The 25,238-nt window shown below is 51.9% G+C and carries 25 protein-coding genes and 2 pseudogenes; 12 read left to right on the top strand and 15 right to left on the bottom strand.

All coding sequences use genetic code 11. From position 1 onward, the window contains the following. Positions 1–44: 44 nt before the first annotated feature. Positions 45–923, top strand: a complete 879-nt coding sequence (locus tag QMC96_06005; protein MDI6876309.1) for a hypothetical protein — start codon at positions 45–47, stop codon at positions 921–923. A gap of 108 nt (positions 924–1,031) precedes the next feature. Here the strand turns inward: QMC96_06005 and QMC96_06000 are convergent, their stop codons facing one another. The 3 genes from QMC96_06000 to QMC96_05990 are packed head-to-tail and all read right to left on the bottom strand — an operon-like array spanning position 1,032 to position 2,898. Next, positions 1,032–1,967 carry a DUF5655 domain-containing protein gene (locus tag QMC96_06000; GenBank protein MDI6876308.1) on the bottom strand — a complete coding sequence of 312 codons (936 nt, stop codon included), beginning with the start codon at positions 1,965–1,967 and terminating at the stop codon, positions 1,032–1,034. A gap of 4 nt (positions 1,968–1,971) precedes the next feature. Beyond that, entirely contained in the window at positions 1,972–2,400 is a 429-nt protein-coding gene (locus QMC96_05995; protein MDI6876307.1) for a DUF365 domain-containing protein, read from the bottom strand. A 3-nt stretch (positions 2,401–2,403) separates the two neighbouring features. Next, positions 2,404–2,898: an EVE domain-containing protein gene (locus QMC96_05990; protein ID MDI6876306.1), complete on the bottom strand. Its 495-nt coding sequence runs from the start codon at positions 2,896–2,898 to the stop codon at positions 2,404–2,406. Positions 2,899–3,225: 327 nt separating this feature from the next. On the opposite strand from QMC96_05990, the gene QMC96_05985 reads away from it, so the two are divergent. The 6 genes from QMC96_05985 to QMC96_05960 all read left to right on the top strand — a co-directional run bounded on the left by QMC96_05985 (position 3,226) and on the right by QMC96_05960 (position 9,590). Further along, the gene (locus QMC96_05985) at positions 3,226–5,112 is read left to right on the top strand and encodes a putative DNA binding domain-containing protein (protein MDI6876305.1); all 1,887 of its coding nucleotides are present in this window, start codon (positions 3,226–3,228) and stop codon (positions 5,110–5,112) included. A gap of 310 nt (positions 5,113–5,422) precedes the next feature. Further along, on the top strand, positions 5,423–6,373 hold the full coding sequence (locus QMC96_05980; protein MDI6876304.1) for an IS5 family transposase: 951 nt from the start codon (positions 5,423–5,425) through the stop codon (positions 6,371–6,373). A gap of 869 nt (positions 6,374–7,242) precedes the next feature. Continuing rightward, positions 7,243–7,710, top strand: coding sequence for an HD domain-containing protein (locus QMC96_05975; protein ID MDI6876303.1), 468 nt, complete (start codon positions 7,243–7,245; stop codon positions 7,708–7,710). Then, entirely contained in the window at positions 7,671–8,507 is an 837-nt protein-coding gene (locus QMC96_05970) for a hypothetical protein (GenBank protein MDI6876302.1), read from the top strand. Before QMC96_05975 ends, QMC96_05970 begins: the two co-directional genes overlap by 40 nt. A 16-nt stretch (positions 8,508–8,523) precedes the next feature. Continuing rightward, complete coding sequence (locus QMC96_05965; protein ID MDI6876301.1) at positions 8,524–9,030, top strand: hypothetical protein; 507 nt, start codon at positions 8,524–8,526, stop codon at positions 9,028–9,030. A 200-nt stretch (positions 9,031–9,230) separates the two neighbouring features. Beyond that, a complete protein-coding gene (locus tag QMC96_05960) occupies positions 9,231–9,590 on the top strand; it encodes a transposase (protein MDI6876300.1) in 360 nt (119 codons plus the stop codon). Positions 9,591–10,110: 520 nt separating this feature from the next. On the opposite strand, the gene QMC96_05955 is transcribed toward QMC96_05960, so the two are convergent. Further along, positions 10,111–11,358: a DNA cytosine methyltransferase gene (locus QMC96_05955; GenBank protein ID MDI6876299.1), complete on the bottom strand. Its 1,248-nt coding sequence runs from the start codon at positions 11,356–11,358 to the stop codon at positions 10,111–10,113. Between the two features lie 241 nt (positions 11,359–11,599). Between QMC96_05955 and QMC96_05950 the strand changes: the two genes are divergently transcribed. Genes QMC96_05950 through QMC96_05940 form a run of 3 tightly spaced genes read left to right on the top strand, consistent with a single transcriptional unit; the run spans position 11,600 to position 15,065 of the window. Continuing rightward, positions 11,600–13,555 carry a hypothetical protein gene (locus QMC96_05950; protein ID MDI6876298.1) on the top strand — a complete coding sequence of 652 codons (1,956 nt, stop codon included), beginning with the start codon at positions 11,600–11,602 and terminating at the stop codon, positions 13,553–13,555. Beyond that, positions 13,552–14,337 (top strand): hypothetical protein, encoded by a 786-nt coding sequence (locus QMC96_05945; protein MDI6876297.1) that lies wholly within the window; start codon positions 13,552–13,554, stop codon positions 14,335–14,337. The genes QMC96_05950 and QMC96_05945 overlap by 4 nt, the downstream gene beginning before the upstream one ends. Then, positions 14,334–15,065 carry a hypothetical protein gene (locus QMC96_05940; GenBank protein ID MDI6876296.1) on the top strand — a complete coding sequence of 244 codons (732 nt, stop codon included), beginning with the start codon at positions 14,334–14,336 and terminating at the stop codon, positions 15,063–15,065. The genes QMC96_05945 and QMC96_05940 overlap by 4 nt, the downstream gene beginning before the upstream one ends. On the opposite strand, the gene QMC96_05935 is transcribed toward QMC96_05940, so the two are convergent. From QMC96_05935 to QMC96_05915, 5 genes are all read right to left on the bottom strand, one after another. Further along, the gene (locus tag QMC96_05935) at positions 15,045–15,782 is read right to left on the bottom strand and encodes a hypothetical protein (GenBank protein ID MDI6876295.1); all 738 of its coding nucleotides are present in this window, start codon (positions 15,780–15,782) and stop codon (positions 15,045–15,047) included. The two genes, QMC96_05940 and QMC96_05935, sit on opposite strands and share 21 nt — an antisense overlap. Next, positions 15,763–16,725, bottom strand: coding sequence for a DNA cytosine methyltransferase (locus tag QMC96_05930; GenBank protein MDI6876294.1), 963 nt, complete (start codon positions 16,723–16,725; stop codon positions 15,763–15,765). The genes QMC96_05935 and QMC96_05930 overlap by 20 nt, the downstream gene beginning before the upstream one ends. Positions 16,726–17,136: 411 nt before the next feature. After that, complete coding sequence (locus tag QMC96_05925; protein ID MDI6876293.1) at positions 17,137–17,277, bottom strand: hypothetical protein; 141 nt, start codon at positions 17,275–17,277, stop codon at positions 17,137–17,139. Positions 17,278–17,597: 320 nt separating this feature from the next. After that, positions 17,598–17,855, bottom strand: a complete 258-nt coding sequence (locus tag QMC96_05920; GenBank protein MDI6876292.1) for a type II toxin-antitoxin system RelE/ParE family toxin — start codon at positions 17,853–17,855, stop codon at positions 17,598–17,600. After that, positions 17,856–18,098 (bottom strand): antitoxin VapB family protein, encoded by a 243-nt coding sequence (locus QMC96_05915; protein ID MDI6876291.1) that lies wholly within the window; start codon positions 18,096–18,098, stop codon positions 17,856–17,858. A 496-nt stretch (positions 18,099–18,594) separates the two neighbouring features. Between QMC96_05915 and QMC96_05910 the strand changes: the two genes are divergently transcribed. Continuing rightward, positions 18,595–18,729 carry a hypothetical protein gene (locus QMC96_05910; protein MDI6876290.1) on the top strand — a complete coding sequence of 45 codons (135 nt, stop codon included), beginning with the start codon at positions 18,595–18,597 and terminating at the stop codon, positions 18,727–18,729. A 199-nt stretch (positions 18,730–18,928) separates the two neighbouring features. On the opposite strand, the pseudogene QMC96_05905 reads toward QMC96_05910, so the two are convergent. The 4 genes and pseudogenes from QMC96_05905 to QMC96_05890 form a co-directional block, all read right to left on the bottom strand. Continuing rightward, positions 18,929–19,843, bottom strand: a pseudogene (locus tag QMC96_05905) (IS5 family transposase). A 309-nt stretch (positions 19,844–20,152) separates the two neighbouring features. Beyond that, positions 20,153–20,545: a VOC family protein gene (locus QMC96_05900; protein MDI6876289.1), complete on the bottom strand. Its 393-nt coding sequence runs from the start codon at positions 20,543–20,545 to the stop codon at positions 20,153–20,155. Positions 20,546–20,704: 159 nt separating this feature from the next. Beyond that, on the bottom strand, positions 20,705–21,355 hold the full coding sequence (locus QMC96_05895) for a phenylalanine--tRNA ligase beta subunit-related protein (GenBank protein ID MDI6876288.1): 651 nt from the start codon (positions 21,353–21,355) through the stop codon (positions 20,705–20,707). Between the two features lie 21 nt (positions 21,356–21,376). Further along, on the bottom strand, positions 21,377–21,688 hold the full coding sequence (locus QMC96_05890; protein MDI6876287.1) for a type II toxin-antitoxin system PemK/MazF family toxin: 312 nt from the start codon (positions 21,686–21,688) through the stop codon (positions 21,377–21,379). Between the two features lie 831 nt (positions 21,689–22,519). Between QMC96_05890 and QMC96_05885 the strand changes: the two are divergent. Continuing rightward, positions 22,520–22,810: pseudogene (locus QMC96_05885) on the top strand (cupredoxin domain-containing protein). Positions 22,811–22,914: 104 nt separating this feature from the next. Here QMC96_05885 and QMC96_05880 read toward each other — a convergent pair. Continuing rightward, the gene (locus QMC96_05880) at positions 22,915–23,349 is read right to left on the bottom strand and encodes a pyridoxamine 5'-phosphate oxidase family protein (protein MDI6876286.1); all 435 of its coding nucleotides are present in this window, start codon (positions 23,347–23,349) and stop codon (positions 22,915–22,917) included. 978 nt (positions 23,350–24,327) lie between these two features. Then, positions 24,328–24,729, bottom strand: a complete 402-nt coding sequence (locus QMC96_05875; GenBank protein MDI6876285.1) for a cupin domain-containing protein — start codon at positions 24,727–24,729, stop codon at positions 24,328–24,330. Positions 24,730–25,238 lie beyond the last annotated feature (509 nt).

Below are 25,238 nucleotides of genomic sequence, written 5' to 3'. Positions count from 1 at the left end.
CTCTCCTCCAGGGTCACCTCCCGAACCAGCGGGGGGCCTGGGACATGGACAAGACCCAGATGGTGAAAAACTGGGAACCGATGGCGTACAGTCTGCATCGCATGGCTGCATTCCTGAAAGGTGAAGGCATCTTCGACAGAGAACGCCTGCCGACCAACGCCGTGCTCGCCGTCATTGCCGCCCTGTATGCGTTTATCCCTGAATCCGGCGACAAGCGAGGGCAGGATGAACTCCTGCTGAAGAGGTATCTCTGGTACGCCTTCTTCACCGACCGCTACGAAAACGCAGCCGCCACTCGTGCATTTGCCGATTTCACCCGGCTGAAACAGATCATCACCGGCGAGCGCAAACCTGACGGTTCCCCCTATGGCATTAACGATGTCCCGATCTTTGCCGAGCATGACTTTGCGGAAGTGGAAGAACTCATGACCGCTGAATGGCCAAAAAGGGCGACCATCCGTGGCCGCGGCATACTGGCCGTCGCCTGTCGACCGGGAGCCCTCGACTTCGCAACCGGAGAACGCCTCGATGCGGAAACCATAAAAAAACGGCACTATCACCATATCTATCCCGATGCACTGCTGAAAGAGGGCGGGATTCCCGGTTATCTCGCTCTGAACTGCGCACTCATCGAGGATACGACGAATATGAACATCGGCCGGAAAGATCCGCTCCAGTACCTCAAGGACCGGTATGCCTGGACATCGGAGACCATTGTCCGCGAGCGGCTGCAGTCGCATCTCATCCCCATCCGTGAGCTCGCCAACGGCGGCTACGAAGGTCTTGAGGAGTCTGAGAAGAACAAGAAGTTGAAGGCCGACTTTGAAGCGTTCCTCCGCGCCCGTGCGGAGTTGATCCTCCGGGCCGCACGGCACCTTGCCGAAGGCAGGCAGCTTTCTGCCGGTGAGATCTACGGTGAATGAACCTGACGGCATCCCGGAAACCGTTGCGGGGGCGGATTCAGCACGGGTGTCGGTCGGGAGTCTCTGCCCCGGAGATTCCCGACCGAGCGCCGTCGCTCTATTCTCCGTTTAGTTCGCCTCGTAACTCTGCAGGATCAGGGGTTTTGCTTTCTCCAGGTCTTCATCGGAGCGGATCAGTATCTCCCGGTCTCCGGTGCCGTAATGGCCGATCTCTCGCACATCCCGGGTAAATCCCGGCTCGATTTCAACCGCATCTGGATCGACCTTCACCCAGACGACAATCTCTCTTTTCTGGACGCCTATGGTCATACAGGCAAAGTTCTTGATCCGCTTGAAGGCTACATAGAACTTGAGCACCTTCGTCTGGACGTCGTCCCCGAGCGCCTCGATGTAGGCCTTCAACGCCTCGACGCGGTCCCGCAGAACCAGATCCGCACGTTCAAGGTTTTCAGAGAATGACGGCGCAGCGCGTGTCGGTCTCGGCCCGGTGCCCTCACCGGATTTTGCGGTAGTACTCAGGGCAGTAGCGGCGTTCTGTGCAGTGGTCGCGTTCACGAGTTCGAACAGCAGGAGGTTGTCGTCGAACTTCCGGTAGCGGACGAGCTCGATATTGCGGTTGATCTGCTGGACGGCATGAACATCGTATTTCGTAAAGTCGCCGGCGATGCAGAGGAGCCGTGGGGTGCTCCAGTCCAACTTCTCTTCGTAGTCTTTGCCCAGTTTCTTGAGAACCATCAACTCGAATTCGCCTTTATGATCGAGGAGCCAGTCCAGGTAGTAGAGGTCCTGGTTGATGACGTTTTCATTGATGGCCCGCTTGTATTCGATGATGACTGGAAAACCGTTCTCATCGATCCCCAGGGTATCGATGCGGCCACCGTGCGTCTTTCCGGTGGGATATTCGCTCTCAAGGAACGTGATCCCGAGTAGGTGCTCCAGGTTCTTCTCGATGTAGACCTGGAGGGATTTCTCGAGTGCGACAGAAGATCCCTTGAGTTCGCGGGCTTCCGGCCCGTCTATGCGAAAGATACGGATGTCTCCCATGGGCTCACTCCCGCAGGTACCTCCCCCCGACCGGCACGAACCGTTTTGGTTTCTTGACCGTAGCGTACTCCCGGATATCCTCGAGTTCGAGCGCCATCCAGTCCCTCTTCCTGCCCTCTCCCTTCCTTACCCGGACCCCCTGCCAGCGCTCCTGGCTCCCGACGTAGGCTTTTGTCTCCTCTTTTGTCAGGAAGATCGCGTCGCCGAAGGTCTCGAAGAACGCGAGAGGGTCTTCTGAGATGACGATCCGCCTGATCGTCGCCTCCCCGACGCAGCCGGTATCCTCGTGGGACTGGTAGAAGACGAGTCTCATGCCCGGCTTGAGTTCTTTAAAGACGGTGGCGGGTTTGATGAAGACGGTCTTGCCGTCCTTGAAGAACCGGGGCATGAGGTGTTTGGGGACCGGGAAGGCGACGCCGGTGATCGCGGGCATCGGTTATGCCTCCACTCCGGCTCGCTTGAGGATGAGCCGGTAGTCCTCCTCCGGGATCTCGCGCATGGCTATCCTGAGGTGGCCGCTCCACGTCGTCTTGTTCGTGATGAATTTTAGGTCCTTGATCAGCGGCTTGAACTCGAGGGGTTCTTGAAAAACTGCGACCGGCCGGACCTTCATGCGGTAGGGGAAGACCTCGTCCCCCATATGCTTCGGGGTGACGAAGAGGCGGGAGTGGTCCTCGTAGGGCTCGGAGATGACTTCGTAGGCGCCTGTTATCGCGGAAGGGAGGATGGTGTCGCCCTCCTTCTCCTGCCGGACGTAGACAAGGATGGTATCGCCGGGCTTTACCCGGTGCATGAGGTTTTTATTCCGCTTGGGTACTCCCCAGATCTGCTTCACATCGAGGATCTTCCAGTTATCCCGGTTGGAGGAGGCAATCCCGTTGGTCGTACAAAGGGAATTCAAATGCTCGTATAAAAAACCTTTTGAAGCCATTGGATAATTGTATCTTCTGGAAAAGAGGAGATCTCTAATAACAATCCCGCGATAATAACCTGGAACTTGGGGGGCATAGCCACGGTAATACTTACGCTCCAACAACTCGAATCTCACCTCTATGACTGCCTGGCCGCCGGGCTGGAGCGTTATCTGACCCAATCGCGTTAGGAACTCATGGCGATCTACGAGAACTGGTGAGATAAGTATCGGGTGACCGCCCCCGATATCGAGGCGGAGCGGGACGCGGCGAAGGAACGTCTGGATGGCTACTTGCGGGAGCTCGGGTATGGTGCGGGAGAGGGAGTCTGATGGAAGTGATTGGCGATGAGTAAAGACTTCTTTGATCTGGCGTCGTTGCAGGAGGGCTATGACGTCGAGTTGAAGACTGCACGGGGGAAGAACGGCAAGGGAGAACTCCCTGGCTCATTCTGGGAGACGTACTCTGCGATGGCGAATACAGAAGGCGGTTATATTATCCTCGGCGCGGAAGGAACCCGGAATGGCGTTGTCTTCCACGATCTGCCCGATAGCCAGAAGATCATACAGGACATCTGGAATTCACTGAATAACCCAAATAAGGCGAGTGTCAACCTCCTCCAGAACCGGGACATTGCACCGGTCCAAGTCGAGGGGAAGACAGTGATCCTTGTTCGGATCCCTCAAGCTTCACGGAAGCAGCGCCCGGTATACATCGGGCAGAATCCCTTAATGGGGACATACCGGCGCAATAACGAGGGTGATTACCTGTGTCCGCCCGACCTTGTGAAGCAGATGCTTGGCGAGCAGGTGAATGACACCCGCGATGCTGTTATCTTGGAACACTACGGTCTAGACGATCTTGATAAAGAATCTTTTCGAATCTACCGGCAGCAGTTCTCCAATCGCAAGCCGGATCACCCGTTCAACGAGTGCAACGACCTGGAGTTCCTCCGGCAGATCGGTGGATGGGCACGGGATCGACAGACGGGAAAGGAAGGGCTCACGCTCGCAGGGTTGCTGATGTTCGGGAAGTTCCGATCGATCCTCGATGCTGTTCCCACCTACATCGTGGACTACCAGGAGCGGGAGACGCCCGAAACCCGCTGGGTTGATCGGGTCACACTCGATGGGTCGTGGTCGGGGAATCTATATGATTTTTACCGCATCGTCATGAAGCGACTCTCAAGCGACTTGAAAGTGCCTTTTCAGCTGAAAGGCGACGAAAGAGTCGAAGAGACTCCGGTCCACGAGGCCTTGCGTGAGGCGCTGGTAAATACTCTGATTCATGCTGATTATTCGGGTAGTTGCTCAATTCTTGTCGTGAAACGCCCCGATCTGTTCGGGTTTCGGAACCCGGGCCTGATGAGGGTGCCAAAAGCCGAAGCAATAAGGGGCGGTGTTAGCGATTGCCGGAATCGGAACCTCCAGAAGATGTTTCAGTTGATCGGTCTTGGCGAGCAAGCGGGATCGGGATTCCTGAAGATCTACCGGAACTGGCAGCTCCAGCACTGGCGCGAACCGGTGCTTGAAGAGCGGTATGAGAGTAATCAGACGATCTTCATCCTCAAAATGATCAGCCTTGTGCCGACGGAGGCTGTCGAGGACCTGAAGGCCGAGCTCGGCGAATCGTTCAGTAAACTTGGTGAGATCGAGCGGCTGGCTCTCCTGACCGCCCACTGTGAGGGATGCGTGAACCACGGGAGGTTGAAGGAGGTGACGAAAGCACACCCTCACGACATCACCGTTGCTCTCCACGGTCTGGTCGAAAAAGGACTGCTGATAAGCGAGGGTTCGGGCAGAAACACCTTCTACTACCGGCCAGGTCGCCACCCGATGGGAGATGAAATGTTCGGAGCCGGGGGAGGTTGTTTAAAGTCGAACTCCGAACATTTGGTCGAGAGCTCCGAACATTATGCCGCAAACTCCGAACATTTGCCGAGGTACTCCGAACATTTGGATACATTGCGTGAGATTGCGGAACCGGTCAGATCTCTGCGGAAAGCGCCCAGAGAAGTCGTTGAAGCAACAATACTCCAGCTCTGCAAGGAGGATTACCTGACCCTCGATGACCTGGCGGATCTGCTGAACCGCGGGAAGGACTCGCTCCGGAACCACTATATCAATCCTATGCTGGAAGACGGCAGAATTGAGGCGAAATACAAGAATATCCGCAATCATCCCCGCCAGGGGTATCGGACAGCGCCTGGGATGGAGATTGGAGGGAATCTATGAGAGCGCAACGGGCGGTGCTGGCCGCGATTCTGCCGATGCAAACGCCCTTCGCCGGTGAGCGCCCGGGAATGGGACGGCCGGGTATTTACCTGCAGGAGGCTGGATATGGTGCGTGAGGGCTACAAGGAGACGGATAGCGGGGAGATCCCGGGGGAGTGGGAGATTATATTACTAAATGATTTACTTGAACTGGCAAGCCAGATTATTCCAGAGAAAACCCCGAATCGAATCTTTAAGTACATGGGAGGATTTCGAATAACCTCCCCTTCAACCGCAAGAGCTTTACCTGCGCACGACGCATACGTGAGTAATGGACTCACTCACCGATTTTGCCCTGAACGAGGAGTACAAACGCATCCAGAGACTCGGGGATAAGCTCTCTGACCTCGCATCTCTGATCGACGGGGAGGCCTTCCGGCCGGTGATCGGCCAGCTGTACATCAATGACCAGGGCCAGGGCGGACAGCCCAAAATGGACGTTATTCTCATGATGAAGCTGCTCGTGCTCCCGTCCCTCTACGGGCTTTCTGATCCGGAACTGGAGCGCCAGGCGAACGACCGGATCTCCTTTCGGAAGTTCCTGGGATTCCCGGAGACGATCCCGGATCACACCACCGTCTGGTACTTCCGGGAGCGGCTGATCGAGACCGGGAAGGAGAAGGCGATCTGGGAGGAACTCCAGCGGCAGCTGGACGAGAAAGGCCTACAGATCCGGCGCGGGGTGATCCAGGATGCGACCTTCATCACGGCCGATCCGGGCCAAGCCTTTGCGGATACGCTCCGGGGAGACGAGGCGAAGACCCGGCGGAGCCAGGACGGTACCTGGGCGAAGAAGGGGAAGAAGTCCTTGTTCGGGTTCAAACTCCCCATCCTGATGGACAGAGACCACCAGCTCATCCGACGGGTGGAGACGACCCCCGCCGCTCTCCATGACAGCCAGGTCGACCTCTCCCAGAAAGGGGAGACCGTCTACCGGGATGCCGGCAATTTCGGGGTGATACCGCAGGCATCCCTGGACAAGACCCTGCACCGGGCGGTCCGGGGGCATCCGCTCTCCATCCCGGAGAACCGAAGGAACCGGGCGATCCGCCGGACCCGGTCACTCGTGGACCGGCCGTTCGCCGTGATCGAGCGGGTGTTCCAGGGCGGACATGTCCTGGTCACCACCGGCGCCCGGGTCCCTCTCAAGAATCTCTTCTCCTGTCTTGCGTTCAACCTGACGCAGCTCCGTACGATCCATCGACACCCGTCCGAGCGGTAGCGATCGAAGACAGCCGGAAAATTCCTTCCCATCAAAGGAGCTCAGGAGAAAGAGGAGACACGGTTGAGGAAACAGGGGGATAGTGAGAGATCCGGTAGATTGAAGTGATAGATAATCGAAATCCTCTGAAATATGTATTCTGCAAGTTTGGTAATTGCTCATTGCTCTTCCTTTGCACAAAGAGGCAAGGAGCCCTGTGCCATAGATCTTTCGGTAGAAGAGATCCTCTCTGGTATGGTTCCAACAGAGCCGATTAGGGGGGGTCCTTTTCCCCTTTATATGCTCCACCCCGTGTTCACGGAAACTGGGATCACCATCGCCAACGCAATCATGAAGTCGCCTTAAAACCGATATTTCCCCGATCCGGCTCTGATCTACGATCCCGACCCCCCGAAAAAGGGGCCATTAAAGGGGATTTCGATTATGTTGGCCTTATTTCCGAAAATGAGCAATTTAAGGGCTCTTCTCGAGCCCCTCAGGAGGGGATTGCAGCCCGTCATGACAGTCGGGGTGATGTGGACATCGTCTACCCCCAGAAGAGCCCCTCCAAACGTGCCTGAGGGGCTTCGGAAAAATGGCCGAAATTATCGGCTATTCACCCAAAAAAATGAGCATTATGGCCTTTAATTAATCCCAGCATATACTGCTGCCAGAGGATATCATCTGCAGATTCAGGATACCTGTGGTCCAGCTTACCTTATTCCAACCAGGCATCAGAAGCAGATCCTGACCGGCGATCCGTGAAGATATGGATGGACGCAGTACACAGAATGACCGGTTCCAGATTAATCGTAAAATCCGATGAAGTTGAGAACTACCGTTATTTAAGAAGATAAATACAAATACAATACTGATTGAGGGATCTCCCGGTGACGCTATTTAAAGTGAGGGATCCGATATATGGATTTATCCCGTTCAGTAGCTGGGAGAAGGAGATCATTAACCACCCCGTTTTCCAGCGGCTTAGGAGAATCAAACAGTTATCCTTCACGGAGATGGTCTATCCCGGAGCAGTGCACACCAGGTTTGAACACTCTCTTGGTGTCATGCACCTGGCTACCAAGATGTATGATGCGATTCTTGAAAATGATCTGAATAAGCGTGTTTTATCTGACCAATTGTGTTACGAGGAGAGCGGTCTCAAGAGAGATCGACAGCTTGTCAGACTCGCTTCTCTACTTCACGACGTCGGCCATGCACCGTTCTCTCATACCTCCGAATCGATCCTGAAAATAAATCCAAAAATCCAAAGCCATATAAACATGAGGATTATACCGTTGCGATTATCAAAGGACCGTTGCGGGAAGTCATCGAAGAGCACCGTACGAATCGGATGAATTTTAATATCTCGGCTGACGACCTGGCGGACTTCATAGAAGGAAATCCAAAAAATCTGGGCAAGAGGGTCTTCTGGAAGATACTCATATCAAGTCAGCTCGACGCGGATCGAGGCGATTATCTTCTGCGGGATTCTCTTCACATCGGCGTGAAGTACGGCGTGTACGACCTCGAAAGGCTTCTTGTAAGCGTCGCTCTCGGAATCGATCCTGAGAGCGAGGATGTCACCCTGGGTATACGCGAAGGGGGGCGTTATGTTGCAGAAGCCCTGATAATCGCCAGATATCAGATGTTCTCTCAAGTTTATTTCCATAAGACCCGCAGGGCTTTCGATAAAATGTATCAGGAAGCCATAGTCTCGAAGAGCAACATACTGCCGTCTCCAGAAGGCGAAGAACTGACCAAATTCTTGAAACTGGACGATTATGAGATGTGGCAGTGGTTGAAGAACAGCGATGATAACTACTGGTGTAGATCCATAAAGACAAGGGATCACATCCGAAGGATCCGCGAGATCAGGGGTATTCCCACGCCAGAAGACGATGAAAAACTGAGCTCATGGATGAAGATACTGGACGATGAAGGGATCTGGTACTGGGTAGATGAATCTCCCAGAGTCTGGTACGACACGAACAGGCATGAGAAGGGCAACAAAGAGATCATGATCGTTACAAAGGATCAATCCACGAGCCCACTTTCGGAACGCTCGCCGATAGTTAAAAATATTGGCGATGTTAGGCAGATCAGACTGTACGTCAAACCCGAAGACAGAGAGCGGGCGGAAAAGATGGTGTGAATCAGAGGGGAGAATTGTGTCTGGAAGCATGTTTGAGGGAACGGCTCTTGTCGAGTACATCGTCAGAAAATTGCATGAGAAGGATCCCCATAAACAGATTGGCAAGACGATCGTTCAAAAAATTGGATATCTGTTGACCCGGCAACTCGATTCAGGTTTTAATTATTCAATGTACCACTATGGCCCCTATTCTGGCGAGGTTGCCAGTGAATTGGAGTTGGCCAGTGAGATTGGTCTTGTCACCATTCGCTGGGAGCAGGATAAGGGCTACTTCATCGAACCTGGGAGAATCAGCTACGAGCATGTTCTCGATGCCCCGATGAAAGATAAGATCAACGCTATCGTTGCGAAATACGGTCACTACAACGCACTCACTCTATCGATAATCGCAACGGCACTCTATGTCAAGGACAACTTTGATGTTAGCAATGACGATGAGTTAGTGGAAGTCGTCGCTTCTCTCAAGCCCCAGCACGATAAAATCTGGATAAAGCAGACGTTAAAAGATGCACATGTACTATAGAGGGTAGAATACATTTCATCCCTGCAAAATTCTTTTAATTATAAGGCCATCCCGAATCTCTCCAGATTATGTCCCGATACGCGACATCGTTCACCTGCAGTGAACGAACAGCAAGACTCGATCTCAAGGAGCTGGTCCCACTGGGAATCAAAGAGGACATCCCAAAATTATAAGACCCTTGAGCATCCTAGGGCCGGGGCATGGCGTTTCAGGAAATCGACGACGATCTCTGGGAGATTATCCGGAAGCATCTCCCTCCCCAGAAACCGCATGTTGGTCGTCCCCGGTGCGACCCCCGGCAGCTCCTGAACGGCATCTTGTATGTCCTGACCACGGGGTGTGCCTGGAACGATGTCCCTGAGCAGTACGGCACAAAATCGACGGTCCATCGGTATCATCTCGAACTCTGCGAGAAGGGCGTGTATCAGGCGATCTTCCTCGACCTGCTGCAGTCCGGCTATGATATCCAGAAGCTCGATCTCATCCACGGTATCACCGATACCAAGGCGATTCCCGCGAAAAAGGGGGAAACATCGGCTTTGATGGCTACAAGAAAGTAAAGGGAACCAAACTGAGCGCCCCGGTCGATCAGCAAGGACTTCCCATCACCTGTCTGATTGCACCGGCGAACATCCATGATTCTCGTCTCTTTGAGCCTACGGTGGCTCAATTCGAGATTCCCGGGACCACCGAGAAGCCGGCTGTCATCTCCGCGGATGCGGCGTACGATTCCCAGGAGATCCGTCACTATACGAGAAAACGCGGCATCAGGAGTAACATCCCTCTAAATCCTCGACGTCGGACCCATCCGAAGCGAGGACGACCGATCTGGTTTGACCGCGATCTCTATCGGAAACGAGGAGCAATAGAACGATTCTTTAGCTGGATCGAGGCATTCAAGAAGCTGGTTCCCCGCTACGAACGCTATGAACACTCATTCCTGGGACTCATATATCCTGCCTGTGCCCGGATCCTCTGGAGAGTTTTTGGTTGACTTCAATGATATTGAGAACCACGAATTATAATACAACTGATTCGTAAGGATGGTTCTGATTACAGACCTACACGTTTCCTGAAATTTCAAATTGCTTTCAGCATCCGGATTATTCCCTCTGCAATGCCTTCCGCCATGAGAGGGGGAACCGCATTGCCCACCTGTGCATACTGAGATGTTCTGGAGCCTTCAAAGATATAGTTATCAGGAAAAGATTGTATCCTTGCTGCCTCTCTTACTGTGAGTGATCGGGCCTGTTCAAGAGCGGGATGGATGTAATAGTGTCCGTCCTTGGCAAGATGAGCCACAATTGAATGGGAAAGACCATTGCCATCGACCACTTTAAATCTATCAAGGAATGAAGACTGATTGTTATGGGTTTTCAGGTTCTCCGGAAGTTCAGAATATTTCAATCGTCGTCCAGTATCAGTCCACTTCTTTATAGCAATCCTGTATATTTCTCTATCGCGTTCGTTTGTCGCTTTGGCGATGTGATTTCGCACACATTTTTCATCTGTTCTGATCCTGAACTCACGAAGATATTTTGACGGTCGTCCGACCCTGTAGTTCTGCGGACCATCAGATCCCATTTCTGGTTCGAGTGCCGGTAAATCGTTCAGAATATCGAAAACCTTGTATTTACTGGATATATTCGGAAATTCGGGATACTGGAGATCATGTTCCTTCTTCCAACCGATGAAGATTATTCGGGATCTGTTCTGTAAAACTCCAAAGTGTCGAGCATTCAGCATCCTAGGGCTGGATTCGATAAAGTAACCCAGATCATCAATTCGTCTTTTCAGATCAGAGAATATTTCACCATTTCGAGCACTAATGATGCCCGGGACGTTCTCAAACAGGAATATTTCGGGTGTGAATTTTCGTATAAATTCTAGGTAATGGATGTACAGATAATTTCGCTGGTCATGCTTCATTTTGCCAGGATCTCTGCTCCGACCGATAACCGAATATGCCTGACAGGGAGGTCCTCCAATAATTACATCAATTTTTTTAGCATCATGGTGACGCATTTCGCTCTGTACATTCTGAATAATCTGATCCTCGGTCTCTGCAGATATCTTCCTGTTGATAATACTGGTATGCTTTATGTTCAGATTCTGGCATTCATTCACAAATTCATCACGGGATATGTCACCGATATAGTAATCCTGATAGATCTCGCTATGACCGATGCGGTTCAGGGCATGGAAAAGAACGCGGGTCTCCAATGTCCTTGCAGCATAAGCATCCATCTCAACATGAGCGATGATGTCAAAGTTGTGACGAAGAAAACCTTCCGTCAGACCTCCTGCACCTGCAAATAAGTCCAGCACGGTATAAGGGGTTCCCATGTTAACTTTTCACCGGTTCGCGTGATTGCTACTGAGATTCTGCCTTATAGAATATTTATCAGCAGGAAATTATACTTTACTTTATCAAATGCAATTTAAAGTGTTCATCGGATTGAGAACCAGCACCTCCTGTAATTTTTCATAAAGGTACCATCTTCGGTTTTCACACTAAGATCGAATGTTTTAATTGCCTCAATAGTGATCCTCTTTCAAGGGATAGTGTATGAATAATCCTGCAATATCTCCCCCCGAATGGAGGTTTAAACCCCGTGACAGGGGAGAGAAACTGGTGGACCCAACCCAGGCCCAGTTCTTTACCACCGAAGCTCTGGGAGGGTTATCAAGGGCACTCATCAGAGAGAGTGCACAGAATTCACTGGATGCCAGGATCAAGACCTATGATAGACCTGTTCGTATTCGGTTCGCATTATCAATCAGAAATAATGGCCCAACCCCGGCACAGCATGATGAATTTATACATGGATTATCAGGTCATTTATATGCCAGAGATAATGGATTAAAGGAATGCCCCGATCTGACAGGACCGATGCCATATCTTGTTATTGAGGATTTCGGGACAATAGGTCTTGAGGGTGATCCTCTCGAAGATTTTGTCGAGAAAGGCGCGGGAGGAGATCACAATTTCTTTTTTTTCTGGAGGAACTATGGCAGATCCGGGAAATCTGAGGGTGTGATTGGACGATGGGGACTGGGTAAGACAGTATATCCTGCATCTTCCCGAATTAATACATTCTTTGGTCTTACTGTACGTCAAAGTGATGGCAAATCCTATCTGATGGGACAATCTGTTTTGAAGATCCATAGGTTGGATGAGAAGATCTACAATCCCTACGGAGACTTCGGATGTTTCAAAAGAGACTCTGGCGAGGAGTATTTTGCTTTACCGGTGGAAAAATCGGATTATATTGAGCGATTTTGTAACGTCTTTAGATTGGAAAGAGGAAAAAATTCTGGCCTTTCCATTATGATACCCTTTCCGGACAATGAAATTACATATGAGAGTATAATTACAGCCGTTCTGGAGGAATTGTTTTATCCCATAATAGCAGGAATTCTGCAGGTGGATATCTGCAATCAAACCAGTAGTGTCCATTTAGATGGCACAGGAATCAAAGATTTCCTCCAAACTATCAACACGGTAACAATACAAATCGACTGTCCCAAATTTTTAAAATTAATTGACTTCACGGAATGGGCTATTCACCTGCCAGATGAAGAGCATTACATGATTAAACGTCCGGATCCAGGAAGATCTCCAAAATGGAGCGAAGATCTGTTCGATAAAGATTCATTGCCGGATCTTCGAAAGAGACTGGATGCCGGGGAAAGATTGGCTTTTATAGTTCCTCTGATAATACGAAAAAAACAGCACGAACCGGCTCAGAGCCATTTCAAGGTGTATCTGGAACGTGACGATAGCATGGGGTATTCAGAGAGCTATTTTATCCGTCAGGGGTTCCGGATCAAAGGTGTTCCCTCCATACGTTCTAAAGGTATCAGAGGCATGGTTGTGATCGAAGATGGACCTCTCAGTAACATGCTGGGAGATGCTGAAGGTCCGGCACATACCGAATGGCAGAAAGAATCAATGAATTTTAAAGGTAACTACATCTATGGTCCCGGTTACCTGAACTTCGTAAAGGACAGTCTGAAGGAGATTGTCAAGAATATTCTTCGCCCTTCGGAGGAGCTTGATAAAGAATTACTAGAAAATATATTTTCGATTGACCTTCCTCTGAAATCCAGCACGGAAGATAATACCCGTCCCGGGCCGATAAGACCCAGAGGGCGTGATCAAGTGGAGGAAGATTCCCCAACCCCTCCTCCCCCTGTACCCCAGCCAATCCAGGTGGATAAGAGAGCTGGCGGGATTTCAATTAGGCGGAATCAAAATGCAGGTAACCCTCCAGATAAGATAATGGTAAAATTTGCATATGATGTCCGAAAAAAGAATCCGTTTAAAAAATACCATCCTTTTGATTTTGATCTGTCAAAATCTCCGATCCATGTCAAGTCGAAAGGAGTGGTGATTGAGACACAATCGCTGAATAATCTTATTTTCAGGATTGTTGAAGATGACTTCGAAGTAAATGTAGAAGGATTCGATGAACACAGGGATCTAATCGTCCGTATTAAGTCAATTGAGGTGACAGAATGATACGGAGATTTAATTACACCGGCAGATTCAAACTTGAGAGAAGGAGAATACAAATAAGATTGATACCGGAGAATAATAAACCACCCTCTTTTTCAGCGAATATCGATCTCAATGGTCTTAACCTTCCTGAAACAGCTCGGGTATATATAGAGGCTTACGATAAGAACTCATATATGCGATTCGGGTATGGCTCTGTTGCTCATATAGCAGAACCTCCGGTTTCAGATCGGATTCTGTCCGAACTTCAGAGTACGGATGCCATCTCATTTCGTATCAAAGTGGTTGACGAATCTGGAAAACACGGTAAGATACTTGCCATTGCAGATCGTATTGTGACCCGACGGCAGGATGAAAAACCAGTATCCAGAGAGAATCTGCTGTATGTTAGATATGCTGATATCGGAGATGAAATATGGAATCTTGATCTTTCGGATTTTCGGCCCGTACTGCAGCTGAATAACAGGATTGAGGGAATTGGCGAGATGGCACGGAATGAACCTTTCTTTTTCAGCTTGGTCTATCCTGCTGTGGTGAAATTAATTCTGATACAGATACTGATTGTTGATGAGCATGAATTTGATGAGATAGATACAGAAGATTGGAGAAATCTCTGGTTAAAATTCATCAACGATCTCCCTTCTCTGTCCGTCCGATATAATCCCGACCTTGTTTCACTCCCCGATGCAAAACTGGAATGGATTGAAGATGAGGCGGTGCCCGCATTCTGCAAATCGCAACAGGTATTAACACGATTTATACAATCACAGGAGAGTCCTCGATGACCGTACTCAGAGTCTTCAAAGAGCGGGGGATCGAGAAATTTCACGAATATCTGGTAGCGGTTGCCGGAGGCAATCGAGCTTCTCCGGATGATGTATTGCTGTACAGCGATGAATTGTCATCAGAAATCGGTGATAAAATCGAAGTTGAGGCTAAAATATTTTCATCAAAAATGGAAGCAGCCCGATACCTCAGTGCGATTCTTCAGAGACTCAATCTCGAAGATAAATATTATAATATCGGGTTATGGAGCTGGTTATCCGCTTTTTATTTCGACAGTGTCTGCCCGGCAGGACCGAATGGTACAAGGAAAATTGGAAGGGTATACCGATATATCCCTTCGCAGGGTCGCGACTGGAAGCATATTTACCGTCATTTGCTGGCAAATCCTGTGAGAATATATACGTATCATCAGGAATCTGCAAAGATATTGCTTTACGGTCCTTTGTATCAACAGGGTGATTTTATTGAGCAGGTGACATCGAGGCAGGATTTTGCACGTAATAAAGGAATTATTCATGCTCTTGGAGATCTCTATTGGGATCCGGGAAGAAATCTTCCAAAAATAGGATCTTCCAACCGGAAGAAAAAGGGCACATTGAGGCGCTTCATTGATGTTATCCAACAATTTGACCTCACCTATGATCTTTATTCTCTTTCATCGGATGATATTTTAAATCTATTACCTGCCGAGTTTGATGAATGGAAATCATCGCGGGAGACAGAATAATATCTTTATTACTCCATCTTCCGTATGTTTTCTATGAAAGAATGAACCCGCTTCAAGATAAAATTTGCAACAAGTTTTTAATGGACAAATCGAATGAAAAGGATCTCTGGGTTTGCATATGGCAGCGGTGAAATCCAGAATGGCAAATAGAAATCCACGGGGGTTTTCAATATTAAATAATCTGCCTGCGAGAGCTATTATCTCCTTTTTTCGTCGTAGTTCTCCCGTTAGATTCAAACCAAAATATCGATTGATAAACCTGGCAATGTTAGAATCGACCACAGGGTGTGGTTTTCCGTAACATATTGTAATTATTGCACCGGCTATGTAATCTCCAATGCCTGGTATGGATCGAAGTTCTTCAACAGTTTTTGGAAATGTTCCGGAATATTTATCGATGATATATTGTGCTGATTTTTGGATGTGTTGCGATCTCCAGTGCAATCCAAGATGTTTGGTAGCATCTCTAATTTTTATCGGATCAGCCTTAGAAAGAGCATAAACATCCGGATACTTATTGATAAAATCATTGTAAATGGGAACTATCTGATCGGCTCTAGTTCTATGAAGCATGAATTCTGCAATCATAATTTTATACGGATCACGGGTATGTCGCCAAGGGTAGTCCCTGAGATGTTCTTTTCCCCACTGCAGAACCTTGGATTGTAATTCCGGAATCCGATTCATCATTTTTGTTTCATTCTCCATCTGAACCATGCTTAAATGACAGGTCCTTCATCATATGCTTAATCACCCTTGCAAGTTTCGAGGACACCATAGGACTTACAGCATTTGCGACCATCTGGTACCTCATACCCATTCCCATTTTCTCCGGAAACCTGAAATTACTTGGAAACCCCATTATCGCGAGGGCTTCGCGGATCGATATTACTCTGGTTGGGAAACCATCCCTTCCGGCGCAAGGATGCAGGATATAAGTCTTCATGATATTTCCAAAGGAGGGGGAAGATTTTTTATAGGATAGTTTTATCCAGCCATATCTGCCGTCTTCATAATGATCTAAATATTTATCAATTGTTTTTAACTTCGGCCACTCATGGTCCGGAATATCCCCTTCTGGTAGATTTTCATAAATTTTTATCACCTGCTCTATTGTCACAGGTTTCTCTTTCAGACAGGTTAATTTTTCGAAAAACCTATTTGCATCGAATCCAAAGATATTAAAATCCCTGAAACCTACTGTAAATAATCTTTTTCTACTGGTTGCTACGCCATAATCCTGATAATTGATAACCTTTGAGGAGATGCTATACCCTGCTCTATACATCGTTTTTTTGAAATTTTTGTAGATGATATCGCCCTCAAGTGGGGGTACATTTTCCAATAAAAAAACACTTGGTTTAATCCTGAGTATATGAGCGAAAAAATGCTCAAGCAAGGAATAGTCCGGGTGAAAAAAGCCTCTTCTTTTTACGTTAACACTGGACCAAGGACGACAGGGAGGTCCACCAACAATAACTTCATATGAACCATCTATCGATTCAATGGCAAGGTCTTTTTGAATAAATTCTCCTATATCATTGATTAGATATATCTCCCCGGCCCAATCATTAACATCGACCCCTGTAACAGAAAAACCTTCGTTTCGAAATCCCAGCGATAGTCCTCCAGCACCGCAGAAAAGATCAAGGACTTTCATATATTTGTTCTACATCTATTCCTGTTTCATTGAAATTAAAGTTGCCGTTCAAAGGCGTATATTGTTGAAAAGGAATTTTCGGCTACATCAACTAAAATATTATGGTAGTAATTTTTGCAATTCTTGCGAAGAGATATAAGATTACGTATCATCGTATTGATAACAATCTAATTGTGGGCATTCGGAAACTCTTGCTCAAGATACAATTCTGATATGAGTTTTAGCAGCGTTTTACTGATTTTATTGTAGAATTTCATATACTAATACCTGCAATCCTGTATCACGATATGGTGCGTATGGAAACACGACCGACGGGGATGAAGCCAGTGAGAAGTCCGGACAATTTATGACCCCTGTTAAGGACGTAGTGAAATCGGTCATGTGGTCTTCATGAGTATGAAGTGTAGGGATTTATCCCTGCTTCTTCTCGATCCGCGAGCGGTGCATATGGTCCAGCACCCGGTCCCACGTCACAAGGAGACCGGGAATCACAACATAGGCCAGCAACCCGGCTCCAACGAAGATCCCACCAATCAACACCTCGTTCTCCATAGAACATCACTCCCAGGAAAAAGAAAGGGATTGGGAATCCCTTTCAGGCCCGATCCGACACCGTGTCCGTTCGAGGATCTCCACCTTCAGACGAATCGCATCGTCCTGGCAGGAGGTGAGATGCACGGTATCCCGCCCGAAGCTGACAAGATCTCCCCGTTCCCGTCGCGGCAGCGGAGCTGGCAACGACTCAGCCTCGCTGTCCCGCACGGCGGTCCCGCCCATCGCGGTGGCGAGTAGGACATCAGCCAGGATCTCGGTCGCATTGACGTTGAAGGCCGCAACGGTGGGAGGGCGTGCAGTGATGGTGTCGGTGTTCCTTATTGATTATCGTAGATATTCTCTCGCTTCCCGACCCTGATCACGTAGATGATCAGGGCGTTTCTCTTCAGGTCCAGGATGACACGGTAGTTTCCCACCCGCAGCTTGAAGTAGGGCGATCCCTGCAGGTGCTGGAGGTGTGAGAGAGGATCGTCCCGCACCCTCTCGACGGCGGCGACGATCCTGGCAGCGGTATCGCGGGGGAATTGTTTCAGGTTCTTGAGGGCCTTAGCTGTCCAGATCACCGTATACGGCATCTAATCGATCCCCAGCTCTTTCTTCACCTCTTCGGTGGTGTAGACTCTTCCGGCCTTGATATCCTGGATCGCCTCTTCGATATCGCGGATGTCCTCTTCGGTCAGCACCTCGGCTGCGTCCTCCAGGGCATCCCCGGTGAGGCGTTCGAGCACCTCGTTGTAGGTCTCTCGGGGGTATCTCTTCAGGATATCGAGCCGCTTCTTCACCTCCGGGGTCACCTTGATCGTTGATTCCACTGGCATACACTAGAATACACCACGGTAGAATATAAGGTTTCGGCGAGGTGAGAACCTCCTCTCGCCGCCCCGCCCATCGCGGTGGTAAGGGGGACGTTGGCCAGGATCTCCGCCGCGTTCGCGGTGAAGGCCGCGACCGTGAGGGAACGTGCGATGATGGTTCCTACACGGTTGCCCCCGGCCTCGCAGTTTACCCCGCACGGTGCAGCTCTCGCGAGTCTTCTCGATGCGAGGATCGGCTCCACCGCCGCGAACAGCGGTTGCAGGAGGTGCTCGATGCTTCCCGATCCCGGCCGCCCTCGTCCCGGCGGATGGGCGGTATACCCGCCTCAATCGGGTGTTCACGGACCTCTTCGGGTATACCCGTGCGGAAATCCCTGCGGGAACGGAATGGTTCAAGTTAGCCTTCCCCGATCCCGAATACCGGAAGGAAGCAATCTCGACCTGGATATCGGATCGCAAACAGGCGGGTATTGAACCGGTCCGATCCCGCATCTTCCGGGTGCACTGCAGGAACGGCGAGGAGAAGAACATCCGCTTCTGCCCGGTCGCCTCGAGCGAGGGGAACCGGTATATCGCCTGCGAAGAGGTCGCCGCCGGCGGATCCATCCTCCCGTCCCTTACTCCAGGGGCCTGATACGCTGCTGTTCGTCTCCAGGGTGGCTGCGGTAATCGAGTAGAAAGGGGAACAAAGCTCCTGCATATCCTCCTCTTTTCCCCGTACCGGGAAAAATGGCTCCGGATGTCGACAGCGGTATCGCAAGCATCGCAGCACCGTCGTTCTCTTCCCCAATCGTCCTGGTTGCTAAAGAAAATGGGGCCTTGTATAACCCCTCAATGATAACAATAAAGAGAATACTCTTAATCCACCGGTCCGGGTTGTAGATGAGGATCTTCACCTTGATCTCCTTGACCTGGTACCAGTATTTCCGCGCCTTCAGGCTCTCCCCGAACCGTCTCTTCAACACAGAGAAGGCGGTTTCCACGAGATTTCTCCGATGATAGAGGGCTCGATCGAAGGACCGGGCGATCTTCCGTCGATACCTCCCATGAATCCGTTCCCTCACCCGGTCTCTGACCGGGATCAAGGACGGGGCCTGTAGCTGATCGCGGATCAGAATATGCAGATATTCTGAATCGTATCCCTTGTCCATGCCGTAGCAGGCCGATCGTCGTGCCCGGTGACAGGTCTTCAGGAGGTTCTGGCCGTGGGGAACATCGTGGACCGGCTGCTGCGAGAACGTGAATCCGGTGATGATCTGCCGCTCGGTATCCACGGCAATCGATGTCTTGATGAACCGTTTCCGCGTCTTGCCGGTCCTCCCGGAATAGTAGGAACTGGCATAGGAACTCGTAAATCCGCTCGAATCGATAGCGGTGATCGGGATCACTTCTCCCCAACTATAGACGAGGAGAAGAATCCGTTTCAGGTGAAGATTGAGAAAAATCGACCGAATCCGAGCCATGAACTTCTGGAGGGTGGTGAAATGCGGGATCTGCTGGAGATCCAGGTGTTCCCGAATCGGTGTCATCAGCTCGAGGAGTTCACCCGTGTCTCGATAATCCTCTCCTAAATATTCCTTGAATAAGAAAAGGACGAGGAGTTGATGCTGGGGGTAGGTTCGTCGGGAGTATTTGCAGGAGTAGCGAAAAGTCCGAGAACTCTGTACGATGGGATAGGCCGCTTCAGGAAACCTGATATCCTTGTTGGATGACCTTAATAGTGGCTCCTTGTGGCTTATTGTTGGCATATACGGATAAGGAGCCGCTCGTACCTTGGATCTTTCGGTCGAGGGGACACTCTCTTATTCGAATAGGAATTCTACAGAGCCGTTTCTTCTCCTTCTCGACCAAGTGCCGGAGAAGGTCATCGAAGGTCTGGCCGGGGTGCTTCAGCTCGGAGATCTCCGCCCATACCCTCTCCGGGACGGGAATCCTCTTGGTTGGAGCCATGGTGATATTGAAAGTGATTCCATATTTACTATGCTGCATACGGACGAGTCGGTAAAAAGTGAGGGAGTTTCACCCGTTCAAGAGACGGCTGCCTCCCGTGAAACAACCTATTTTTGCGTTGTCTGGATCTGGATGATATTGCCGCAGGTGTCGTCGAAGACCGCTATGGTCACCCCGTCGACAACTTCCGTCGGCTCCATCGTGAACTTCACGCCCTGTGCTTTCAGTCTCTCGTATTCGGCATGGGTATCTTCAACACCAAAGGACGCGGCGGGGATGCCCTGTTCGATTATTCCTTTCTGGTATGCCTGTGCTACCGGATTGTCGTTCGGTTCGAGCAGAAGCTCGGTCCCGTCCGGGTCGTCTGGGGAGACGACGGTGAGCCACCGGTAGCTGTCGGCAGAGACGTCGCTCTTCTTCACAAAGCCCAGTGTTTCGGTGTAGAACTTCAGAGCCTTCTCCTGGTCGTCGACAAATACTTTGGTCAGTATAATCTTCATGGTCCCCCATATTCGGAGAACCATATGTAGGTTTCGGCAACCGGTTGGTCAGAAGCACGCTTCAGAGGAACATTGCGGCAGACGACTGTTTCGGGTCTATGACACGCGGTAATACAGCCGGAGATGCAAGGAGAAGTGCGGGCCCGTTTCTATTCCTCATCACCGGCTGTCTGAAGCGTATTCCTGCAGGTATGCGGCAGCCAGTTCGTATGCCGATTTCACCTTCTCGCTCTCGACCCCCGGCACGCCGCATGCCACGATGTGAACCGTCTTCGTGGCGAGGGTAATCTTTGTTGCATCCGAGTCACGGTACGGGTAGATGGCGACGATCGCGTCTTCATCCGTCAGGATGACCTGATTCTTCCGGAGCGTGACGGGTGCTGCCATCCCGATGCCGAGGAACTCTTCACCCTCTTCGGCAAACCGCATGGCGAGATCTCCGGCAAGAGTATCGGCATCGAACGCGGCAATGGGTATGCCCGTGCGAATCGAGGCCAGGTTATAGGCATCCACCGCGGTGTTGATCGTCGGGAGCATCTTCCCGCCCAGGATCCTTCGGACCAGCGCCTCCGAGGCAGGCCGCGTTTTGGTCGGATCGACGCCCACCTTCCAGAAGAAGTCCCTGTAGGCCCTGAACAGGGGTTCGTCTTTGACCTGATCGAGCGTATACTGTGCTTTTACCGAGCGGACGATATCGTCTTTCAGAGCCTCCAGAGCCGGGCTCTTCTCCTGAATCGACAGCGGTCCGACATCACCTTCCGCGACTGACAGGCCGGGGAACGTGGCAAGAATCTCCTCATGAATCTTCATGGCTTGTTCCGTACCTGCCTGCTACTCCAGCGAGAGCAGGTCTATTTGAAGAACGTTTATCGCTTCCATATCTTCAACCGAGCGCCGCCCGATCCTTCGGACGAAACGGTCCTGTGAGAGGGCAACAATCGGGAAGGCCAGCGCAGCACTGTCGGAGGATAGTCCGTTCTCCGAACTTTTCGCGATGCCGTGGGTATGCGGGAATGAAATAGCCGTCGAAGTCGTCGTCAGCGGGACCCCGATGGTCATACCGGCGACTGCGGGCACCTCGGCAGGCCGAAGCCCGCTCTGCTCGTGCCCCCCGTGCATCGGTGAGATCGACGAACCAGACATCGCCCCTGCTCCGCCGCTGATGCCTCATCGACCGGATGCATGATCGCTGCCACTCCCCCAAATCGGCGTCGGGCGCCGCCTTCTCCCCATCGGTTGGGTAATAAGGTCATGCTTCGCCCGGTTGATACCCTTAGCGATCTGCTCGCTCGAGTATTGCACATCAGTGTTATTGAAAACTGGAGTCTTCTAAATGGTTCACTATGTAGGCAGAAAATCAGAATTCTTCCTTCCAGGCATCTGTAACTAGCTTGGATTGGAAGGGGGAGTGGTTTTGTTGTGTTGACCAAAGGGAGACAGAAGAACTATTACAACTTCTCAACGTTCGCTATAAGAAACAGAGAAAAAACCGAAGATGGTCATCCCATAAGACTCTGAACCTTCAGTATCCTCTGACGAAACACTCATTTTAATGAAAAGTCAAGGAAGATTTGAAAAACGATCTCTATCCCTCACCAAGAGAAACCGAGCATCGGCCCGACAAATTGTGAGGAATTCTGTGCGAAGCGACACAGTTTGGAGTGAGGCTTTGGAGTGAGGCATTCCTGAAGGAAAGAAACACGTGGAGAGTCAGCCATAAGGTTGTAATTGAACAGCTAGAAATCCCATTAAATCAAATAGTTTGTTTAAAGATCTCAAATAATTGGCTCGGTCGCCGTGATCCAGACATTCGGGGGAGCGTACGAGGACGAGGCCCGGAGCCTGATCCGCACCGCGGACGGACTCGCCTTAACCGGTATCCTGGAATATGCCTCGGGCGACGCCGTTCGGAGCGCCGCCTGGGTCGTGGCACTCCAGGAGGCGGCAGCACAGCCGAACGTCACCCCGACAACCGTGGGCGGCGGGGGGACGTCGGCGATCGACCTGATCGCGGTGGCCGGGGCCTTCGACCGGGACACCCTCACGGTCCCCGCCGGGGCGACGGTCACGGTGAACTTCACCAACCCTGACAGCGGCGATGCCCACAACTTCGCGGTGTACACCGACGGGACGGCATCCGAGGCCATCTTCCAGGGCGACGCAATCACCGGTCCTGCGTGGACGACCTGCACCTTCACGGCACCGGATCGGGCGGGGAACTACTTCTTCCGTTGCGACATCCATCCCACGGCGATGACAGGGACGCTCGTCGTCGAGTGGGGCGGACGGGAGAGTGGGGCCTTCTCTGCCTCTCGCGGTGCCGGGGCGGGAAGGCTCTCAACTGCATTATTCCCGCGGGCGCCAGGGACTCAGAACTGCACGCGGGGTGCTTCGGACTCCCGCATGTTGTTCTCCATCGTCCAGAAGTACGCCTCCCCGTGGGCTACGCGGAAGATGGCGATGCGGGCGCCTTCCGGGCCCGTGCGCAGGAGATCCCTCACCCAGGGGCGTTCCCGGTAGAGCCGCTCTTCCAGGGTCTTATCCTCCAGGAACTCCACCTTCCCGCTGACACGCAGCATTGTCCCGGCACCCTGGAGATCGGGTTTGTAGAAGCAGAGCTCCACCCGGGGATTCTTCTGCAGCTGCCGATAGACGCGCTTTGGCGTGCCGGTATGGTAGTAGAATCCGGTTTCGTCCGCGAACCACATCGCGAACGCCCGCACACGGGGTTGTTCTCCTTCGACCGTTGCGATGTAAGTGACCGGATTTCCGGTCGCAAATGCTATACAATCGGCGAAATCCATGCATTCACCTGATAAGGAGTATACGAACGCCTGTATTAATCATTGGCGCTCGAGGTGCTCGACTGGCATTCGTGTACATCGACCCCAAGAGAGAGGGCATCTGCTCCCACCGGGGGCGCATGGTTCCGCCCGCATCCATTCGCACTACAGACTGCTCGCTGGACTCCTATTTTCAGGACCCAAGCAAATTTCTACTATCCGGGCATAATAGAGATTATTCGCGCTATTCGGGAGCGGCCAGACAAACTCGAATGCAACGGTTCTTCTCTTCTGTCAACTGTGGTCCCGATAAAACCGATGCCACGATTCCTGCCACGGGGGCAGGGGCGGCACCGCCGAAGATCGCAGCGATGGGAATGCCGATATCCGTCCTCTGGGATTGCAATCCGATGAGAGATCGTATGCCTGTTGATGAGAGATGTACGGGCACATGAAAGGGATCTATCCGATGGCGCTATTCTCCACGCTCGAGATCCGGGACATCACGGCATCCGTGGACGGGGATACCGGTCCCTGGATTTTTCCTTGGTGAACCGGATGCAGGACGATTCCCGTCGCCCCTGCCTGGCGCACCTGCGGCGGCTGGTGCACCAGGACAATCCTGCTGGCGCCCCGCCGCCTCCCCGATGCAGCAGAGCCAGGCCTCGGCGTTGACATCACGCTTGCGTTCTCTATAGAGCCTGTCGACCGTCTCGCCGAGTTCGACGCCTTTGCCGCACGGGTTGTGCGGGCCGATCTGTTATCGTCGAGGGGGCGGTCGACCGCCCCTGGAGCACCCGGGAACTCATCGTGCGCGATCCCGACGGCTACCGCCCGGTCTTCAGCCCGACTTCGCCTGCATGCGGGACTTCGAGGCGACGATGGCGGATGTGCGGGAGGCACTTCCGGAAAAGGGTCAGAAAGACGTGTTCGCCCGTGATCTTCCCAGCGTCGGCACCGGATTCCAAAAGGGCAGGGGGAGTATTCCCCGGAAGCCGCTCACTCCGTCGTCTTGCCGTCGAAGTGCTCCTCCGTCGCCTCCGCCTCTTTCTTGGTCCTGCGCACCACCTTGTCCTGGTGCTCGGGAGGCGAGTAGATCGTGTAGAGCTTCAGGTCCTCTGTCCTGGACGTGTTGGTGACGTTATGCCATGCCCCGTTGGGGACGACGACGGCGCTGCCATCCTTTACTTTGTGCTCCACGCCGTCGATCTCGACGATCCCCTCGCCCAGCTCGAAGCGGAAAAACTGGTCCACGTCGTCGTGCTTCTCCCTGCCGATCTCCTCGCCGGGCCTGAGGCTCATCAGCACCAGCTGGCTGAAGTTGCTGGTATAGAGCACACGGCGATAATCCGTGTTCTTCCGGGTCTCGGTCTCGATATCTGTGATAAAACCTTTTTTCATCTCGACACCTCACGGATGGCATCCATATGCCATTCGTCCCAATAGTAGAGCTGCTACCGTATTTCTTCTTTTGGGTAGCTATGAAGGGGGCTAGGGGGGATCGGCCGTATCGCAATCCCCGGGCAGCCCCCGTGCGAAGGGAGAACCTTCTGCCGGTGCACAGAGAACGCCCTCTGCAATACAGGCAGAACGGCCCACGGTCCTCGAACTTGCTGCAGCGCCGGCACCGCCGTGCCGGACCGTCCCATCCTGCCCGACCCTGTCTCCCCCGGATCGGGGGCACATGCCCTGCGGTCGACCGTGAGATTCTGGAGCGGCATACATCCCGGTGTGGGGCACGTTCTCCGGCAGGATGCCGCCGCAGTCGCCGCACATGGAACATGCAGTATGCGACCGGCCCGGTCTTCGCGCGGAAGTGCGGCCAGCACTCCGTAGCCATCCCCGGTGAGGTCGCACGAACGGCATCGTCGAGGGGATCCGGCGGGAGCAGGAGGCGAAGCGCCGGCGAG

This window comes from Methanomicrobiales archaeon (assembly GCA_030019205.1).
Classification (GTDB): Archaea; Halobacteriota; Methanomicrobia; order Methanomicrobiales; family JACTUA01; genus JASEFH01.
This window is presented reverse-complemented; position numbering and strand designations above follow the sequence as displayed.

Coding starts and splice junctions, on each gene's coding strand:
- QMC96_05875 (MDI6876285.1), bottom strand. CDS start 24,729: ATGAAAAAAGGTTTTATCACAGATATCGAGACCGAGACCCGGAAGAAC.
- QMC96_05930 (MDI6876294.1), bottom strand. CDS start 16,725: ATGAAAGTCCTTGATCTTTTCTGCGGTGCTGGAGGACTATCGCTGGGA.
- QMC96_05935 (MDI6876295.1), bottom strand. CDS start 15,782: ATGGTTCAGATGGAGAATGAAACAAAAATGATGAATCGGATTCCGGAA.
- QMC96_05985 (MDI6876305.1), top strand. CDS start 3,226: ATGAGTAAAGACTTCTTTGATCTGGCGTCGTTGCAGGAGGGCTATGAC.
- QMC96_05945 (MDI6876297.1), top strand. CDS start 13,552: ATGATACGGAGATTTAATTACACCGGCAGATTCAAACTTGAGAGAAGG.
- QMC96_06000 (MDI6876308.1), bottom strand. CDS start 1,967: ATGGGAGACATCCGTATCTTTCGCATAGACGGGCCGGAAGCCCGCGAA.
- QMC96_05960 (MDI6876300.1), top strand. CDS start 9,231: ATGGCGTTTCAGGAAATCGACGACGATCTCTGGGAGATTATCCGGAAG.
- QMC96_05940 (MDI6876296.1), top strand. CDS start 14,334: ATGACCGTACTCAGAGTCTTCAAAGAGCGGGGGATCGAGAAATTTCAC.
- QMC96_05995 (MDI6876307.1), bottom strand. CDS start 2,400: ATGCCCGCGATCACCGGCGTCGCCTTCCCGGTCCCCAAACACCTCATG.
- QMC96_05900 (MDI6876289.1), bottom strand. CDS start 20,545: ATGAAGATTATACTGACCAAAGTATTTGTCGACGACCAGGAGAAGGCT.
- QMC96_05920 (MDI6876292.1), bottom strand. CDS start 17,855: ATGCCGTATACGGTGATCTGGACAGCTAAGGCCCTCAAGAACCTGAAA.
- QMC96_05915 (MDI6876291.1), bottom strand. CDS start 18,098: ATGCCAGTGGAATCAACGATCAAGGTGACCCCGGAGGTGAAGAAGCGG.
- QMC96_05990 (MDI6876306.1), bottom strand. CDS start 2,898: ATGGCTTCAAAAGGTTTTTTATACGAGCATTTGAATTCCCTTTGTACG.
- QMC96_05880 (MDI6876286.1), bottom strand. CDS start 23,349: ATGGATTTCGCCGATTGTATAGCATTTGCGACCGGAAATCCGGTCACT.
- QMC96_05895 (MDI6876288.1), bottom strand. CDS start 21,355: ATGAAGATTCATGAGGAGATTCTTGCCACGTTCCCCGGCCTGTCAGTC.
- QMC96_05950 (MDI6876298.1), top strand. CDS start 11,600: ATGAATAATCCTGCAATATCTCCCCCCGAATGGAGGTTTAAACCCCGT.
- QMC96_05890 (MDI6876287.1), bottom strand. CDS start 21,688: ATGTCTGGTTCGTCGATCTCACCGATGCACGGGGGGCACGAGCAGAGC.
- QMC96_06005 (MDI6876309.1), top strand. CDS start 45: ATGGACAAGACCCAGATGGTGAAAAACTGGGAACCGATGGCGTACAGT.
- QMC96_05925 (MDI6876293.1), bottom strand. CDS start 17,277: ATGGAGAACGAGGTGTTGATTGGTGGGATCTTCGTTGGAGCCGGGTTG.
- QMC96_05980 (MDI6876304.1), top strand. CDS start 5,423: ATGGACTCACTCACCGATTTTGCCCTGAACGAGGAGTACAAACGCATC.